The following is a 15,923-nucleotide window of genomic DNA, read 5'->3' on the forward strand; positions in this document are numbered from 1 at the left end:
TTTGGGATTTTAAAGGAAATAATATGAAAAAATATGTTTTTATGCGTATCTTGCGGTCGTTAGTTTCTATCTTTTTAGTAACGACCTTGATTTACACAATCATCTATACGATGGTTCCACGGAAGTTGATCTTCAAACAAGATACTAACTACAATAAAATTGCAACAACAGCTGATAAACGTGATAACTATGAAAATACCGTTTTTGAGCGTATGGGTTATATCGAATATTACGATACGAAAGAGTTGCAGGAAAAAGCTAGTAGCATTGACCCTTCTGTAACCGTTGATGCAAACGATACAAATAAAGCTATCTACGAAAAATATATCCAACAACTTGGTAACGGTTGGACTTTGGGTGTATTCACAGAGAGCGGACAATTCTATGCGACTCGTGAAATTCCTATTTTTGAGCGTGTGTTCAAATTCTATGCAAACTTGCTTGATATTGACCATACAAACAAGATTCAAGATCCAGAAAATCCTAATTTAGAGCGTTATTTGCGATTTGAAAACGATCCAGCTATTGGATGGTCTTTGGTAGGTTCAGGGACTAAACATAAATACCTCTTGTACTTCAACAGTCAATTCCCATTTGTTCATCAAAACTTTGTGAACTTAAACTTAGGAGATTCTTATCCAACTTATGCCAATACTCCTGTGCTTCAAGTTATCACACAAGGACAAGGACAAACCAAGACTTCTGAAGTTCAATTCCCAACTGGTAAGAAAACATCATCAGTCAATATCTACTCAAGAACTTATAAATCTCCAAGTCAAGCAGATGCACGTGAAGTAGCAAACTATGGTAAGGATGATCCATACACAGCTACTGAAAGTAACTATCAGTATCCATCAATGATTGCAAGTTCTGCTATCACAGGTTTGATTGGTCTTGCTATTTCATACGCGATTGCAATTCCACTTGGTTCTGCAATGGCTCGTTACAAAAATACTTGGATTGATAGTTTCTCTACAGGAATTTTGACTTTCTTGCTTGCCCTTCCAACCATTGCCTTGGTTTATATCATTCGTTTGATTGGTTCATCTATCGGATTTCCTGATTCATTCCCAATTTTGGGTGCTGGAGATTGGCGTTCTTATGTCCTTCCTGCAGTGATTTTGGGCTTGTTGGGTGCACCTGGTATGGCAATTTGGATTCGTCGTTACATGATTGACTTACAATCTCAAGACTTTGTTCGTTTTGCACGTGCAAAAGGTCTATCTGAGAAAGAAATTTCAAATAAACACATCTTTAAGAACGCTATGGTACCGCTCGTTTCAGGTATTCCAGGTTCTATTATTGGTGTTATCGGTGGAGCAACTCTTACAGAAACAGTCTTCGCTTTCCCTGGTATGGGTAAAATGCTGATTGACTCTGTAAAAGCATCAAACAACAATATGGTTGTTGGTCTTGTCTTTATCTTTACATGTATCTCTATCTTCTCATTATTTGTAGGGGATATTTGGATGACTATGATTGACCCACGTATTAAATTGACAGAGAAAGGAGGCAAATAATGTCTACAATTAGTAATGATAAATTTCAATTTGTAAAACGTGATGATTATGCCTCTGAAGCAATTGATACTCCTGCCTATTCATACTGGGGTTCTGTCTTTAGACAGTTTTTGAAGAAAAAATCAACAGTCATCATGCTCGGTATCTTGATTGCCATCGTTTTGATGAGTTTCATCTATCCAATGTTCTCAGATTTTGACTTTAACGATGTAAGTAAGGTAAATGATTTTAGTGCTCGCTATATCAAACCGAATGGTGAACATTGGTTTGGTACAGATAGTAACGGGAAATCTCTCTTTGATGGTGTCTGGTTTGGAGCTCGTAACTCTATCTTGATTTCTGTAATTGCGACCTTTATAAACCTTGTTATCGGTGTGATTGTAGGTGGAATTTGGGGTATTTCAAAATCAGTAGACCGTATCATGATGGAAGTCTACAACGTTATCAACAATATTCCATCGTTATTGATCGTTATCGTTTTGACTTACTCTATCGGTGCAGGTTTCTGGAACTTGATTTTCGCCATGAGTGTAACTACATGGATTGGTATTGCTTATTCTATCCGTATTCAAATCATGCGTTATCGTGATTTGGAATATAACCTTGCTTCTCAGACACTGGGGACACCGACATATAAAATTATAGTAAAAAATATTATGCCTCAGTTGGTATCTGTTATCGTAACGACTTTGACGCAAATGCTTCCAGCCTTTATCTCATATGAAGCTTTCCTTTCATTCTTTGGACTCGGATTGCCGATTACAGTTCCAAGTTTGGGACGTTTGATCTCAGATTATTCTCAGAACGTAACTACAAATGCCTACCTCTTCTGGATTCCATTGACAACTTTGGTTTTGGTTTCCTTATCACTTTTCATTGTTGGACAAAATTTAGCCGATGCTAGTGATCCACGTACACACAGATAGGAGTAGAAATGACAAATAATAAAAATGTAATTTTATCTGCTCAAGATATTGTCGTGGAATTTGATGTTCGTGACAAAGTTTTGACCGCTATCCGCGGAGTTTCTCTTGAGTTGATTGAAGGAGAAGTTCTTGCCTTGGTTGGAGAATCTGGTTCGGGTAAATCAGTTTTGACAAAAACTTTTACAGGAATGTTAGAAGAAAACGGGCGTATTGCTCAGGGGAGCATCGATTACCGTGGACAAGACCTAACAGCACTTTCGTCTCACAAAGATTGGGAACAAATTCGTGGGGCCAAGATTGCAACTATCTTCCAAGATCCTATGACTAGTTTGGACCCAATCAAAACAATCGGAAGCCAAATTACTGAAGTTATCATTAAACACCAAGGTAAAACAGCAAAAGAAGCAAAAGAAATGGCTATCGACTACATGAATAAGGTTGGTATTCCTGATGCTGAAAAGCGTTTTGAGGAGTATCCATTCCAATATTCTGGAGGGATGCGTCAACGTATCGTTATCGCTATTGCTCTTGCGTGTCGTCCAGATGTTCTTATCTGTGATGAGCCAACAACTGCCCTTGATGTGACGATTCAGGCTCAGATTATTGACTTGTTGAAGTCTCTACAAAATGAATACCACTTTACAACAATCTTTATCACACACGACCTTGGTGTGGTAGCAAGTATTGCTGACAAAGTTGCGGTTATGTATGCTGGTGAAATCGTTGAGTATGGTACAGTTGAGGAAATCTTCTACGATCCACGTCACCCATACACATGGAGCCTCTTATCAAGTTTGCCACAGTTGGCTGACGATAAAGGGGAATTGTATTCAATTCCGGGAACACCTCCATCACTTTATACAGAATTGAAGGGAGATGCTTTTGCTCTTCGTTCAGATTACGCAATGAAAATTGATTTCGAAGAAAAAGCACCCCAATTTGCTGTTTCAGATACTCATTGGGCTAAAACATGGTTACTTCATGAGCAAGCACCAAAAGTTGCAAAACCAGCAGTAATTGCAAATTTACATGACAAGATTCGTGAGAGAATGGGTCTTGTTCATCTGGAAAACTAGGAGGAAGGAAATGTCTGAAAAATTAGTAGAAATTAAAGACTTAGAGATTTCCTTCGGTGAAGGAAGTAAAAAGTTTGTAGCTGTTAAAAATGCTAACTTCTTTATCAACAAAGGTGAAACATTCTCACTTGTTGGAGAATCAGGTAGTGGTAAAACAACAATTGGTCGTGCAATTATCGGTTTGAATAATACCAGCAAAGGTGATATCATCTTTGATGGTCAAAAAATTAATGGTAAAAAATCACGTACTCAAGCGTCAGAATTAGTCCGCCGAATCCAAATGATTTTCCAAGACCCTGCTGCTAGTTTGAATGAACGTGCAACAGTTGACTATATTATTTCTGAAGGTCTTTATAACTATCACCTATTTAAGGATGAGGAAGAAAGACAAGAAAAAGTTAAAAAGATTATCAGTGAAGTTGGACTTTTGTCTGAGCATTTGACGCGTTATCCTCATGAGTTTTCAGGTGGACAACGTCAACGTATCGGGATTGCCCGCGCTTTGGTTATGGAACCTGATTTCGTTATCGCGGATGAGCCAATTTCAGCCTTGGACGTTTCTGTTCGTGCCCAAGTTTTGAACTTGCTCAAGAAATTCCAAAAAGAATTGGGCTTGACCTATCTCTTTATCGCCCACGATTTGTCAGTAGTTCGTTTTATCTCTGATCGTATCGCGGTAATTTATAAGGGTGTCATTGTTGAAGTGGCTGAAACTGAAGAATTGTTTAACAATCCAGTTCATCCATATACACAAGCACTTTTATCAGCTGTACCGATTCCAGATCCAATCTTGGAACGTAAGAAAGTTTTGAAAGTCTATGATCCAGACCAACACGACTACGAAACTGATAAACCGTCTATGGTTGAAATTCGTCCAGGACATTATGTTTGGGCTAACCAAGCAGAATTGGAACGCTATAAAAAAGATATGAACTAATGAAAAGTTTTATAATCTTCCTAGTATTATTCTAGAAAGGTTATGAAACTTTTTTATTTTGCAGATAAAAACTTGATAAACTATATAAATTTGATATACTGAATACAATAAGAACTAATCTGTTAGAAATGATATGAACTACGGGAGAATCATATGGACAACCAACCAAATTTTTTTACAGGAATGGCTAGAATTATTGGAACATGCCTCTGGGTAAGAGGAATGGGAGTACTGACTGAGAAGAAGGAATCTGAGCCAAAAGCCCTAGAGGTTGCTAAATTTCTTGCGGCTTATAAAATGTTATCTGCTCTGCCTTGGATTGCGGGACTTCCTAGAAAGGAAGATAAAAAATGAAATTTATTTGGGATATTTTATTTTATATCCTAGTCAAGCCACTGATTACGATTGTAGAATTTATTTGGTATCACATTTGTTTATTTTTTTATGAATTCCTTTTGAATTTGTTATATTCGATTTTTAACTGGATTTATAACTGGCTTTTTAGTTTATTTTAGAGACTAGAAATTGGAAGTACGTACATATATATACTCATATATAACTTTATTATCACAAAAAAGATGGAAGATATTCCATCTTTTTTGTTTATAGCAATAAGATTAAGGCGAAGTTTTAAAAAGCTGATGCAAATAATAGATTCGTAGAGAGTCTATGATATAGATTAGATTTAGTCTAATCAAATTCAGACGGTATAGGCACAGGAAAGTTCTCAAAGGTAATGACATCTCCCTTTTGAGTAGCAAGCTGGATACGGTTATCTTTGAGGCGACTAGCTTGAACTTCCTTGCCATTAATCTTGACAATACTCGATTCGATGTCTGGATAATCGACCACTAAATCTCCCCCAGCATGGGAAAGGAAAGCTAATGACTCAAGATTTTTTTCTTTCCATTTCATGCTGACTTCGAAGTTGCCACGAGCGACTAGACCTGAAATTTGCCCATCTTTCCAGGCATCCGGAAGAGCTGGTAATGGAGCAATGTAGCCTGTGTGAGATTGAAGGAGCATTTCTGCCATCCCGCTAGTGGCACCAAAGTTCCCATCGATTTGGAAAGGCGCGTGTGTATCCCAGAGGTTTTCTAGAGTTGAAGATTTAAGCTGTTCAGCCAACAAACGATGGGCACGATTTCCATCTAGGAGACGAGCCCAGAGGTTGATTTTATTGGCCTTGGACCAACCAGTCCCCCCATCTCCACGATGGTTTAAGGTTGCGCGTGCAGCCTCCAGGTATTCCGGATGATCCTTGCTAAATAGAGTTCCTGGGAAGAGCCCAACTAGATGGGAAACGTGACGGTGATAGTTTTCAATTCCTTCATTAGTGAATTGAGGACTGTCTTCTTCGTACCATTCCTTGATTCGGCCATCTTGGTTGATATGAAGTGGTTTGAGCTTGTCAAATTTAGCCTTTACTTCGGTTACCAAGTCTTGGTCGACATTGAGATGATTAGCTGCTTCCATATAGTCATGGAAGAGTTGCCAAACTAGAGATTGGTCAAAGGTGTTCCCAATCGTGATGGTTCCATGCTCTGGCGAGTAAGATGGAGAAGAAACCCAACGGTCACTAGCCTTGTCGTAGTGCAAGAAGGAATTCCAGAACTTGGCTGTTTCCTTGAGCATTGGATAAATCTTTTCTTTAAGATAAGTTTCATCCTTGGTGAATTTGTAGTAGTCATAGACGTTCTGCATCATCCAAGCATTGGCAGCCGGAGACCAGCCCCAATAGTAGTTCCAACCAGGAGTAGTCCAGCCAAATGGTGTCGCCTGGGTATGAACCAGCCAACCGTTTTCTTGGCCTTCTTTGGACTCGATACCTGCATATTCTTTAGCAGCGATACGACCATAGTAGCGCATGTCATCGATATAATTGATCATTGGCTTAGCCGTTTCTGCAAGATTGTTCATGTAGGCAGGCCAGTAGTTCATTTGTAGATTGACATTGAGGTGGTAGTCTGAGTTCCAAGTTGGATTGTCTACAGCATTCCAGACTCCTTGCAAGTTGGCAGGAAGGGCATCTGTCCGGTCACGAGAAGAACTGATGAGTAGATAACGTCCGTATTGGAAGAAGAGCTCTTCTAGTTTTTGCCCTTTTTCTGGGTTATAGGTATGTAGCGCTTCTTTTGTGGTTTGATTAGACCTGCTACCGCCAAGATTTAGTTGAACACGATTAAAGAGACTTTGGTAATCCTTGATGTGATTATTTTTTAGAGTTTCATAATCTTTTGCCTTAGAAGCTTCGACAATCGATTTGACAGTTTTTTCTAGATCAATATCCTTACGATAGTTGGTTTTTGGATTTTGAGCAAAATTGGTCTTGGCACTCAGTAAAAGAGTTGCATAGCTGGCTCCAGTGACAGTCAAGTAGCCATCTTGGGCAGTAACTTGTCCGTCTGTCTTGATTCCAAGATAGGAAGCAAATTTCAGACCATTGTCTTTGACAGTTCCTTTGAGCAAAATACCATTAGAATCAGTCGTAACTGCTCCTTGTTTATAATTCGAATATTCCCAGGAGTAGTCGCCATTCGCAATCAAATCTTCAGTCAAGCTATTCCAAAGTGTAAAATCAAGAGTCTTATCACCTTTTTTACTCAAGTGGGTCACAGTAACATCGTCAGGATAGCTAGAGAAGGTTTCGCGTTTAAAGTTTGTACCGTCTTGGGTATAAGAAGTGGTCGAGATGGCCTCAGAAATATCTAAGCCACGATGATAGTCGGTAACATTCTCCAAACCTTTCTTTTGGTTGTTAAAGACCATAAAGATATCACCAAAAGATAAGTAACGACCATACTGAGCATTGTTTGGTCCGACTAGGTTGCGCTCCGCTAATTGCTTTGCCTTTTGACGGTTTCCTTCTTCTAATGCCTTACGAATTTCTGATAAGACCTTATAGCGGTCTTGATAGTTTCCTCCATTGTAATCGGTGCTATCCGGTTGCGGTCCACCAGACCAGAGAGTTTTTTCATTGTATTGGATTCTTTCTTCACCGATGAGCCCAAAAACTTTTGCCCCCATTTCTCCATTTCCGACTGGCAGGGCTTGTTTTTCCCAGCCGTCATAAGAAGGGGCAGTTGGTTGGTCGTAATGAAGTTGATAGTTTTCTTGCTTAGTCATAGGAAGTTCTGGTTTTTCACTCTCCTTATTTTCAGAAGGTTCAACTACAGCGTTAGTCTCTGATTGATGATGTATTTGAGGTGTTTCTTTTTCAGGTTTTACCTCTTTGGCAGCTAATTCAGTAGAAGTTTGATTTTCTGTGCTTGGTTGATTTTCCTTATCCTCTTGAGTGGGTTCCTCTACTTTTGTATTCACTTGAACCGTAGTCTCACTGACACTTGCTTGATTTTCTTTCACTTCGATGCCATCGGAAGCTACATTCTGTGTCGCTATAAAAACAGAAGCAGTTCCAACGGTCAATTTTCGGATGCTATACTTACAGGATTTTCCCAATAGCTCTTCTCCATAAAAACTCCTTTCTCGATTCTGTAAGCGCATACATTTTTTGTAAAAAAAATAAGCCTTGCAGAAAGATGTTTCCTTTGTTTTGTATAATCTTAATATAGCAAATAAATCAATCCAATGCAAGTTTTTTTAGGAAAAACTGAATTATTTTACCAAATTTTAGTTCTTTTTTTAATTTTATTGAATTAAAAAAGATTAGAGCAGAAAAAGAATCTGAGTAATGCCCTACCCTTTTGAAAGCGTAAATCAAACTAGTCAGGCGTGGGACTTTATGGTATAATATAGAAGATTCAAAAAGAAACAGGAGAAATATTATGGACCTTATTTTAGCAATTGTCTTGATTGTTTTAGCTTTTCTTGGTGGAGCTCTTGGAGGAATGTACTTGGTGCGCAAGCAAATTGAAAAAGAATTTGCTGATAACCCACGTTTGAATGCAGAAGCAGTTCGTACTCTGTTGAGTGCAAATGGTCAAAAGCCAAGCGAAGCTAAGGTACAACAAGTTTACCACCAAATCATTCGCCAACAAAAAGCAGCCCTTGCTAACAATAAAAAGAAATAAATAGGAAAAGTCTGGGATGAAAATTCCAGACTTCTCACTATGTTCAACTGATATTTAAGGATAAGACTTTTTCCTTGCATTCTATTGATATTTGATTATGATTAAGAGGGAGATAGTCTGGAGTTTACCAGTCTGTCAGAAATTTCAGCGAGAAATGTAATGATAATGAACTATTAATCAGAAAAATAAGACTAGAAAGAAGACTGTATGGATAATCGACCAATTGGTTTTTTGGATTCGGGCGTTGGAGGTTTGACCGTTGTACGTGAGCTCATGCGCCAGCTTCCTCATGAAGAAATCGTCTATATTGGAGATTCGGCACGGGCACCCTATGGTCCTCGTCCTGCTGAGCAAATTCGTGAATACACTTGGCAACTGGTCAACTTTCTTTTGACTAAGGATGTCAAGATGATTGTCATCGCTTGTAATACTGCAACAGCAGTTGTTTGGGAAGAAATTAAATCCAAACTCGATATTCCTGTTCTTGGAGTGATTTTACCGGGCGCTTCAGCTGCTATCAAAGCAAGTCAGGGTGGGAGAATCGGTGTGATTGGAACACCGATGACAGTGCAATCAGATATCTATCGTCAAAAAATTCATGACCTAGATCCAAATTTGCAAGTTGAAAGTTTGGCCTGCCCTAAGTTTGCTCCCTTGGTTGAGTCTGGGGCCCTTTCAACCAGTGTGACCAAGAAAGTAGTTTATGAAACCTTGCGTCCTTTGGTCGGCAAGGTAGACAGCTTGATTTTGGGCTGTACCCACTATCCGCTACTCAGACCCATTATCCAAAATGTGATGGGACCAGAGGTAAAACTGATTGATAGTGGAGCAGAGTGTGTACGGGATATTTCTGTATTACTTAATTATTTCGAGATTAATCGTAGCCGGGATGCCGGCCCTCTACAACACCGTTTTTATACGACTGCAAATAGCCATAGTTTTGCTCAGATTGGAGCGGAATGGCTAGAAAAAGAGATTCATGTGGAGCATGTAACATTATGACAAACAAAATTTATGAATACAAGGATGACCAGGACTGGTATGTAGGTGTCTGGGACGTCTACGGTGGAATCTATAGCCTCATAAAAGATCCTCTTGATCTCGATTTTATGGATTTGGCTCGCATTTTCAGTGATGAGGAAAATGGTTTTCCAATCACGATTACGGTAATGCGTTGGTCTTCCAACTTCCGTTTACTCTCTTTTATCGTTGAGATTTTAAATGCAGAAGCCGGTCGAAACTTGGAAGTCATTCAACGCCAAGGTGCCTTGCTCTTAGTTGAAAATGGACAACTCTTGCATGTGGAATTACCTAAAGAAGGAGTAGATGTTGAAGCCTTCTTTGAAACTAGCAAAGTCAGAGAAACCTTGTTGATAGCGACTCGTAATGAAGGGAAGACCAAGGAATTTCGTGCTATATTTGATAAACTTGGATATGATGTGGAGAATCTCAATGATTACCCAGATCTGCCTGAAGTTGCTGAAACTGGTATGACCTTTGAAGAAAATGCTCGCCTTAAGGCTGAAACCATCTCCAAATTGACAGGCAAGATGGTTCTAGCAGATGATTCAGGTCTTAAAGTCGATGTCCTCGGTGGATTGCCAGGCGTTTGGTCAGCTCGATTTGCAGGAGTGGGAGCCACTGACCAGGAAAACAATGCTAAACTCTTGCACGAATTAGCCATGGTCTTTGAACTCAAGGACCGTTCGGCACAATTCCACACCACTTTGGTTGTGGCTAGCCCAGGTAAGGAAAGCTTGGTGGTCGAAGCCGATTGGCCAGGCTACATTAACTTTGAACCTAAGGGTGAAAATGGTTTTGGCTATGACCCTCTTTTCCTAGTAGGAGAAACAGGCAAGTCATCAGCTGAATTAACTCTTGAAGAAAAAAATAGTCAATCTCACCGTGCCTTAGCCGTTAAGAAACTTTTGGAGGTATTTCCATCATGGCAAAGCAAACCATCATTGTAATGAGCGACTCCCATGGAGATAGCTTGATTGTAGAAGAAATACGTGATCGCTATCTTGGGAAAGTTGATGCCATTTTTCACGATGGTGACTCGGAGCTTCGCCCAGATTCACCACTCTGGGAAGGAATTCAGGTAGTTAGAGGAAACATGGATTTCTATTCAGATTATCCAGAACGCTTAGTGACTCAACTGGGTCCTACCAAGATTATCCAGACTCACGGACACTTATTTGACATTAACTTCAATTTCCAAAAACTAGATTTCTGGGCCCAAGAGGAAGATGCTGATATCTGTCTCTATGGTCACTTGCATGTGCCAAATGCTTGGATGGAAGGGAAGACCCTCTTTCTAAATCCAGGTTCTATCAGCCAACCACGTGGAACCATCAGAGAATGTCTTTACGCTCGTGTAGAGATTGATGACAGCTATTTCAAAGTGGACTTTTTGACACGTAATCATGAGGTTTATCCTGGCTTATCCAAGGAGTTTGCTCGATGATTGCCAAAGAATTTGAACTCTTTTTGCTGGAGCAAGAGGAAACCTTTTTGACTCCTGCTGAAAATTTGGCTGTGCTCATTGATACTCACAATGCAGATCATGCAATTCTCCTCCTTAGCCAGATGACTTATACACGAGTTCCAGTAGTGACTGCTGAGAAAAAATTTGTTGGGACCATAGGGCTTAGAGATATCTTTGCATATCAAATGGAGCAGGGTTTGAGTCAGGAAGTCATGGCGGATATGGATATTGTTCACATGACAAAGAAGGATGTCGCGGTAGTTAATCCAGACTATACATTGACGGATGTTTTACATAAGCTAGTGGATGAGTCTTTCCTGCCAGTCGTTGGTAAGGATGGCCTTTTCCAAGGGATTATCACGCGGAAGTCAATTCTCAAGGCTGTCAATGCCCTCCTGCATGACTTTAGTAAGGAATATGAGATTCGAAGCAAATGAGAGAATGGATTTTAACATTTTTAGAAGAAAAGCAAAATCTATCTAGTAATTCTAAACAGTCTTATAAATATGACTTGGAGCAGTTTTTAGATCTTATTGGAGAACGAATTTCTGAGACAAGTTTAAAAATTTACCAAGCCCAGCTATCAAATTTTAAAATCAGTGCCCAAAAGCGTAAAGTTTCTGCCTGCAATCAATTTCTTTACTTTTTATACCAGAAAGGAAAGATTGGCGCCTTTTATCGTTTGGAATTGCCGAAACAGGCTGAGAAAAAACAAGTCAAGTCAGAGCTTTTAGACTTGAGTTCTTTCTGGCAAGAAAGTACCTATCCAGAAGGGCGTTTAATAGCCTTATTGATAGTTGAATTGGGCCTCTTGCCTAGTGAAATTCTAGCCATAAAAATAAGTGATGTGAATCTAGATTTTCAAGTGTTGAGAATCAATAAAGCTTCTCAAAAAAGAATCTTGAGTCTTCCCACAAAATTACTTGCAGAGTTAGAACCCTTGATGGGACAGACCTACCTCTTTGAAAAAGCTGGTAGGTCATACTCTCGTCAATGGGCCTTTCGTCAGTTAGAAGCCTTTCTAAAGGAAAAAGGTTTTGCAGATTTATCGGCTCAAGGATTGAGAGAACAGTTTATACTGAGACAAATTGAAGAGAAGGTTGACTTATATGAAATCGCCAAAAAATTGGGATTAAAAACAGTCATGACCTTAGAAAAATATAGATAATGGATATTAAATTAAAAGATTTTGAAGGGCCTTTGGACTTGCTCTTACACTTGGTTTCAAAGTATCAGATGGATATCTATGATGTACCGATTACAGAAGTTATTGAGCAGTATCTAGCCTACATATCAACCTTACAAGCCATGCGTTTAGAAGTGGCAGGTGAATATATGGTGATGGCTAGCCAACTGATGCTGATTAAGAGTCGCAAGCTCTTGCCAAAGGTTGCAGAAGTGACGGATTTAGAGGATGACCTAGAGCAGGATCTCCTTTCTCAGATTGAGGAATACCGTAAATTTAAACTTCTGGGAGAGCAGTTGGAAGTGAAGCACCAGGAACGAGCTCAATATTACTCAAAAGCACCTACAGAGTTAATTTACGAAGATGCAGAACTTGTGCATGATAAGACGACGATTGATCTTTTCTTAGCCTTTTCAACCTTACTGACCAAGAAAAAGGAAGAATTCTCGAAAAGTCACACAACAATCTTACGAGATGAGTATAAGATTGAAGATATGATGGTCATCGTTCGAGAAGCCTTGGTTGAAGGTCAACAATTATGCTTGCAGGATTTGTTTAAAGAAACCAAGGATTTACACGAGGTCATTACACTCTTTTTAGCAACCTTGGAGTTGATTAAAACCCAAGAAATTCTCTTGATTCAAAAAGAGAGTTTTGGAGATATTTATCTCATGAAAAAGAATGAAGAAAATCAAGTAGAGCAGAGTCAAGCTTGATAGAGAGGAAATATGAGTACTTTAGCAGAAATAGAAGCACTCCTGTTTGTAGCGGGGGAGGATGGCATTAGAGTCCGTCAGCTAGCTGAGGTCCTATCGCTTCCACCGACTGGGATCCAGCAAAGCTTAGAAAAGTTAACCCACAAGTATGAAAAAGACCAGGATTCCAGTTTAGCACTGATTGAGACAGGAGGGGCTTACAAATTGGTAACCAAGCCTCAATTTGCTGATGTTTTGAAGGAATATTCTAAGGCGCCCATTAACCAGAGTCTATCTCGAGCTGCCCTTGAAACCTTGTCCATTATTGCTTATAAGCAACCTATCACACGTATAGAAATCGATGCTATTCGTGGGGTTAATTCGAGTGGAGCTTTGGCAAAGTTACAGGCCTTTGACTTGATACGAGAAGATGGAAAGAAAGAAGTTCTTGGTCGTCCTAATCTCTATGTAACGACGGATTATTTCCTAGATTACATGGGTATTAACCATTTGGAAGAATTGCCTGTGATTGACGAGCTTGAAATTCAAGCACAAGAAAGCCAATTATTTGGTGAAAGGATAGAAGAAGATGAGAATCAATAAATATATTGCCCACGCAGGTGTGGCCAGTAGGAGAAAAGCAGAAGAGTTGATCAAGCAAGGCTTGGTGACTGTTAACGGTCAGGTAGTACGTGAACTTGCGACAACTATCAAGTCTGGTGATAAGGTCGAAGTTGAAGGCCAACCCATCTATAACGAAGAAAAAGTCTACTATCTACTTAACAAACCACGCGGTGTGATTTCAAGTGTAACAGATGATAAGGGACGTAAGACGGTTGTTGATCTTTTGCCTAATGTGAAAGAGCGTATCTATCCTGTAGGACGTTTGGACTGGGATACATCAGGTGTCTTGATTTTGACCAATGATGGTGACTTTACAGACGAGATGATTCACCCTCGAAATGAGATTGACAAGGTCTATGTGGCGCGTGTGAAAGGAATTGCTAACAAAGAAAATCTCCGCCCCTTGACCCGTGGTCTTGAGATTGATGGTAAGAAGACTAAGCCGGCCGTCTACGAAATTCTCAAAGTAGATCCTGTTAAAAACCGTTCTGTTGTACAGTTGACCATCCATGAAGGACGTAACCACCAGGTTAAAAAGATGTTTGAAGCAGTTGGGCTTCAAGTGGATAAGTTGTCTCGGACACGTTTTGGACACTTAGACTTGACAGGTCTCCGTCCAGGAGAATCCCGTCGTCTTAACAAAAAAGAAATCAGCCAACTACACACCATGGCTGTAACAACTAATAAATAATGAAACGAATTTTAATTGCGCCTGTGCGCTTTTACCAACGCTTTATATCCCCTGCATTCCCACCTTCTTGTAGATTTGAGCCTACTTGTTCAAATTACATGATTCAGGCTATTGAAAAGCATGGATTTAAGGGGGTTCTGATGGGATTGGCACGGATTTTACGATGTCATCCTTGGTCTGAAATAGGTAAAGACCCCGTACCAGATCACTTTTCTTTAAAGAGAAATTCAAAATAAAAAGAATCACAGTCGTGATTCTTTTTTGGTGTAGATAGATCTATAGATTGATGATTTTCACTACACTTCTCCTATAAAAAGTGGTAAAATGGTTGAAAGAAAGAAGGGATAGAAATGACAACATTATTTTCTAAAATCAAAGAAGTAACAGAACTTTCTGCTATCTCAGGTCATGAAGCACCTGTACGCGCTTATCTTCGTGAGAAGATAACTCCTCACGTGGATGAAGTAGTGACTGATGGCCTAGGTGGTATTTTTGGTATCAAACACTCAGAAGCAGTCGATGCACCTCGTGTTTTGGTAGCATCTCACATGGATGAAGTTGGTTTTATGGTGAGTGAAATCAAACCAGATGGAACCTTCCGAGTAGTTGAAATCGGTGGTTGGAACCCGATGGTTGTCAGCAGCCAACGATTTAAACTCTTTACGCGCCAAGGACGTGAAATTCCAGTCATCTCAGGTTCAGTACCTCCACATTTGACTCGTGGGACAGGCGGGCCAACCATGCCAGCTATTTCAGATATCGTCTTTGATGGTGGTTTTGCGGATAAGGCTGAGGCCGAAAGTTTTGGTATCCGCCCTGGAGACACAATCGTTCCAGATAGTAGCGCAATCCTAACAGCTAACGAAAAAAATATCATCTCCAAAGCTTGGGACAACCGCTACGGAGTTCTCATGGTGAGTGAATTGGCAGAAAACTTGTCAGGCCAAAAACTAGGCAATGAACTTTATCTTGGGGCTAATGTCCAAGAAGAAGTTGGACTTCGTGGTGCTCATACCTCAACAACCAAATTTGATCCAGAAGTATTTTTGGCAGTTGACTGTTCACCTGCTGGTGATGTTTATGGTGGTCAGGGTAAAATTGGTGATGGAACCTTGATTCGTTTCTACGATCCAGGTCACTTGCTCCTCCCAGGCATGAAAGATTTTCTTTTGACAACTGCCGAAGAAGCTGGTATCAAATACCAATACTATTGTGGAAAAGGTGGAACTGACGCAGGTGCAGCTCATCTGAAAAATGGTGGTGTCCCATCAACAACAATCGGTGTTTGTGCCCGTTATATCCACTCTCACCAAACCCTTTATGCTATGGACGATTTCCTTGAAGCTCAAGCTTTCTTACAAGCCTTGGTTAAAAAATTGGATCGTTCTACAGTAGATTTAATCAAAAATTATTAAACATAAAAGATGGAGGTGATAGGTATGGAAGAACCAAACCTAGAAACCTTGATACGGGATCTTTACAATCATGCCCGTCAAAACCTGAGTGAAGATCTAGTGCTTGCACTGGTAGAGACTGCTAAGAAATTACCCAGTACCAATGAGCGATTGCTAGCAGTCCGACTTTCAGGGCTAGTCACACTTGAACTACTCAAGAATCCTAGAACACCTTCACCTGAGTTAGTCAATCTGGCCCGCTTTATCAAAAAGGAAGAAGCTAGGTACAAGGGCGCAGCCGCATCTTCCATTATGATTGGAGAGCTATTTAAAATGCTTTGATTCGAAAGAATCA

At 39.9% G+C, this 15,923-nt stretch carries 17 protein-coding genes and 1 pseudogene; 17 read left to right on the forward strand and 1 reads right to left on the reverse strand.

From position 1 onward, the window contains the following. Positions 1–23 precede the first annotated feature (23 nt). The 5 genes from SPAR10_RS05530 (at position 24) to SPAR10_RS05550 (ending at position 4,813) form a co-directional block, all read left to right on the forward strand. Positions 24–1,520 carry an ABC transporter permease gene (locus tag SPAR10_RS05530; RefSeq protein WP_004251679.1) on the forward strand — a complete coding sequence of 499 codons (1,497 nt, stop codon included), beginning with the start codon at positions 24–26 and terminating at the stop codon, positions 1,518–1,520. Then, positions 1,520–2,446, forward strand: a complete 927-nt coding sequence (oppC, locus tag SPAR10_RS05535; protein ID WP_004251681.1) for an oligopeptide ABC transporter permease OppC — start codon at positions 1,520–1,522, stop codon at positions 2,444–2,446. Before SPAR10_RS05530 ends, oppC begins: the two co-directional genes overlap by 1 nt. A gap of 8 nt (positions 2,447–2,454) precedes the next feature. Further along, positions 2,455–3,522, forward strand: coding sequence for an ABC transporter ATP-binding protein (locus SPAR10_RS05540; RefSeq protein WP_004251684.1), 1,068 nt, complete (start codon positions 2,455–2,457; stop codon positions 3,520–3,522). A 10-nt stretch (positions 3,523–3,532) separates the two neighbouring features. Next, positions 3,533–4,459, forward strand: coding sequence for an ATP-binding cassette domain-containing protein (locus SPAR10_RS05545; RefSeq protein WP_004251696.1), 927 nt, complete (start codon positions 3,533–3,535; stop codon positions 4,457–4,459). Positions 4,460–4,612: 153 nt separating this feature from the next. Further along, positions 4,613–4,813 (forward strand): hypothetical protein, encoded by a 201-nt coding sequence (locus tag SPAR10_RS05550; RefSeq protein WP_004251701.1) that lies wholly within the window; start codon positions 4,613–4,615, stop codon positions 4,811–4,813. A gap of 363 nt (positions 4,814–5,176) precedes the next feature. On the opposite strand, the pseudogene SPAR10_RS05555 reads toward SPAR10_RS05550, so the two are convergent. After that, a pseudogene (locus tag SPAR10_RS05555) lies at positions 5,177–7,932 on the reverse strand (glycoside hydrolase family 95 protein); the annotation flags it as partial. Positions 7,933–8,244: 312 nt separating this feature from the next. On the opposite strand from SPAR10_RS05555, the gene SPAR10_RS05560 reads away from it, so the two are divergent. The 12 genes from SPAR10_RS05560 (at position 8,245) to SPAR10_RS05610 (ending at position 15,910) form a co-directional block, all read left to right on the forward strand. Beyond that, the gene (locus tag SPAR10_RS05560) at positions 8,245–8,490 is read left to right on the forward strand and encodes a YneF family protein (RefSeq protein ID WP_004251708.1); all 246 of its coding nucleotides are present in this window, start codon (positions 8,245–8,247) and stop codon (positions 8,488–8,490) included. Between the two features lie 207 nt (positions 8,491–8,697). Beyond that, positions 8,698–9,492 (forward strand): glutamate racemase, encoded by a 795-nt coding sequence (gene racE, locus SPAR10_RS05565; RefSeq protein ID WP_004251710.1) that lies wholly within the window; start codon positions 8,698–8,700, stop codon positions 9,490–9,492. Then, positions 9,489–10,460 (forward strand): nucleoside-triphosphate diphosphatase, encoded by a 972-nt coding sequence (locus SPAR10_RS05570; RefSeq protein ID WP_004251712.1) that lies wholly within the window; start codon positions 9,489–9,491, stop codon positions 10,458–10,460. The genes racE and SPAR10_RS05570 overlap by 4 nt, the downstream gene beginning before the upstream one ends. Beyond that, entirely contained in the window at positions 10,436–10,957 is a 522-nt protein-coding gene (locus SPAR10_RS05575; protein ID WP_004251713.1) for a metallophosphoesterase, read from the forward strand. Before SPAR10_RS05570 ends, SPAR10_RS05575 begins: the two co-directional genes overlap by 25 nt. Beyond that, entirely contained in the window at positions 10,954–11,415 is a 462-nt protein-coding gene (gene cbpB, locus SPAR10_RS05580) for a cyclic-di-AMP-binding protein CbpB (protein WP_004251714.1), read from the forward strand. The genes SPAR10_RS05575 and cbpB overlap by 4 nt, the downstream gene beginning before the upstream one ends. Then, on the forward strand, positions 11,412–12,146 hold the full coding sequence (gene xerD, locus SPAR10_RS05585; protein ID WP_004251716.1) for a site-specific tyrosine recombinase XerD: 735 nt from the start codon (positions 11,412–11,414) through the stop codon (positions 12,144–12,146). Before cbpB ends, xerD begins: the two co-directional genes overlap by 4 nt. Continuing rightward, positions 12,146–12,880, forward strand: coding sequence for a segregation/condensation protein A (locus SPAR10_RS05590; RefSeq protein ID WP_004251721.1), 735 nt, complete (start codon positions 12,146–12,148; stop codon positions 12,878–12,880). Before xerD ends, SPAR10_RS05590 begins: the two co-directional genes overlap by 1 nt. 12 nt (positions 12,881–12,892) lie before the next feature. Further along, complete coding sequence (gene scpB, locus SPAR10_RS05595) at positions 12,893–13,462, forward strand: SMC-Scp complex subunit ScpB (RefSeq protein WP_004251723.1); 570 nt, start codon at positions 12,893–12,895, stop codon at positions 13,460–13,462. Continuing rightward, positions 13,449–14,174 carry a pseudouridine synthase gene (locus tag SPAR10_RS05600; protein WP_004251725.1) on the forward strand — a complete coding sequence of 242 codons (726 nt, stop codon included), beginning with the start codon at positions 13,449–13,451 and terminating at the stop codon, positions 14,172–14,174. The genes scpB and SPAR10_RS05600 overlap by 14 nt, the downstream gene beginning before the upstream one ends. Next, entirely contained in the window at positions 14,174–14,410 is a 237-nt protein-coding gene (yidD, locus tag SPAR10_RS10800) for a membrane protein insertion efficiency factor YidD (protein WP_025170542.1), read from the forward strand. The genes SPAR10_RS05600 and yidD overlap by 1 nt, the downstream gene beginning before the upstream one ends. Positions 14,411–14,524: 114 nt before the next feature. Next, positions 14,525–15,589, forward strand: a complete 1,065-nt coding sequence (gene pepA / locus SPAR10_RS05605; protein ID WP_004251727.1) for a glutamyl aminopeptidase — start codon at positions 14,525–14,527, stop codon at positions 15,587–15,589. A gap of 24 nt (positions 15,590–15,613) precedes the next feature. Then, entirely contained in the window at positions 15,614–15,910 is a 297-nt protein-coding gene (locus SPAR10_RS05610; protein ID WP_004251730.1) for a hypothetical protein, read from the forward strand. The last annotated feature ends 13 nt before the right edge of the window (positions 15,911–15,923 follow it).

Source organism: Streptococcus infantis SPAR10 (assembly GCF_000279535.1).
GTDB lineage: Bacteria > Bacillota > Bacilli > Lactobacillales > Streptococcaceae > Streptococcus > Streptococcus infantis_I.

Coding starts and splice junctions, on each gene's coding strand:
- oppC (WP_004251681.1), top strand. CDS start 1,520: ATGTCTACAATTAGTAATGATAAATTTCAATTTGTAAAACGTGATGAT.
- racE (WP_004251710.1), top strand. CDS start 8,698: ATGGATAATCGACCAATTGGTTTTTTGGATTCGGGCGTTGGAGGTTTG.
- SPAR10_RS05590 (WP_004251721.1), top strand. CDS start 12,146: ATGGATATTAAATTAAAAGATTTTGAAGGGCCTTTGGACTTGCTCTTA.
- scpB (WP_004251723.1), top strand. CDS start 12,893: ATGAGTACTTTAGCAGAAATAGAAGCACTCCTGTTTGTAGCGGGGGAG.
- SPAR10_RS05600 (WP_004251725.1), top strand. CDS start 13,449: ATGAGAATCAATAAATATATTGCCCACGCAGGTGTGGCCAGTAGGAGA.
- SPAR10_RS05530 (WP_004251679.1), top strand. CDS start 24: ATGAAAAAATATGTTTTTATGCGTATCTTGCGGTCGTTAGTTTCTATC.
- SPAR10_RS05545 (WP_004251696.1), top strand. CDS start 3,533: ATGTCTGAAAAATTAGTAGAAATTAAAGACTTAGAGATTTCCTTCGGT.
- SPAR10_RS05540 (WP_004251684.1), top strand. CDS start 2,455: ATGACAAATAATAAAAATGTAATTTTATCTGCTCAAGATATTGTCGTG.
- SPAR10_RS05570 (WP_004251712.1), top strand. CDS start 9,489: ATGACAAACAAAATTTATGAATACAAGGATGACCAGGACTGGTATGTA.
- SPAR10_RS05560 (WP_004251708.1), top strand. CDS start 8,245: ATGGACCTTATTTTAGCAATTGTCTTGATTGTTTTAGCTTTTCTTGGT.
- xerD (WP_004251716.1), top strand. CDS start 11,412: ATGAGAGAATGGATTTTAACATTTTTAGAAGAAAAGCAAAATCTATCT.
- yidD (WP_025170542.1), top strand. CDS start 14,174: ATGAAACGAATTTTAATTGCGCCTGTGCGCTTTTACCAACGCTTTATA.
- SPAR10_RS05610 (WP_004251730.1), top strand. CDS start 15,614: ATGGAAGAACCAAACCTAGAAACCTTGATACGGGATCTTTACAATCAT.
- pepA (WP_004251727.1), top strand. CDS start 14,525: ATGACAACATTATTTTCTAAAATCAAAGAAGTAACAGAACTTTCTGCT.
- SPAR10_RS05550 (WP_004251701.1), top strand. CDS start 4,613: ATGGACAACCAACCAAATTTTTTTACAGGAATGGCTAGAATTATTGGA.
- cbpB (WP_004251714.1), top strand. CDS start 10,954: ATGATTGCCAAAGAATTTGAACTCTTTTTGCTGGAGCAAGAGGAAACC.
- SPAR10_RS05575 (WP_004251713.1), top strand. CDS start 10,436: ATGGCAAAGCAAACCATCATTGTAATGAGCGACTCCCATGGAGATAGC.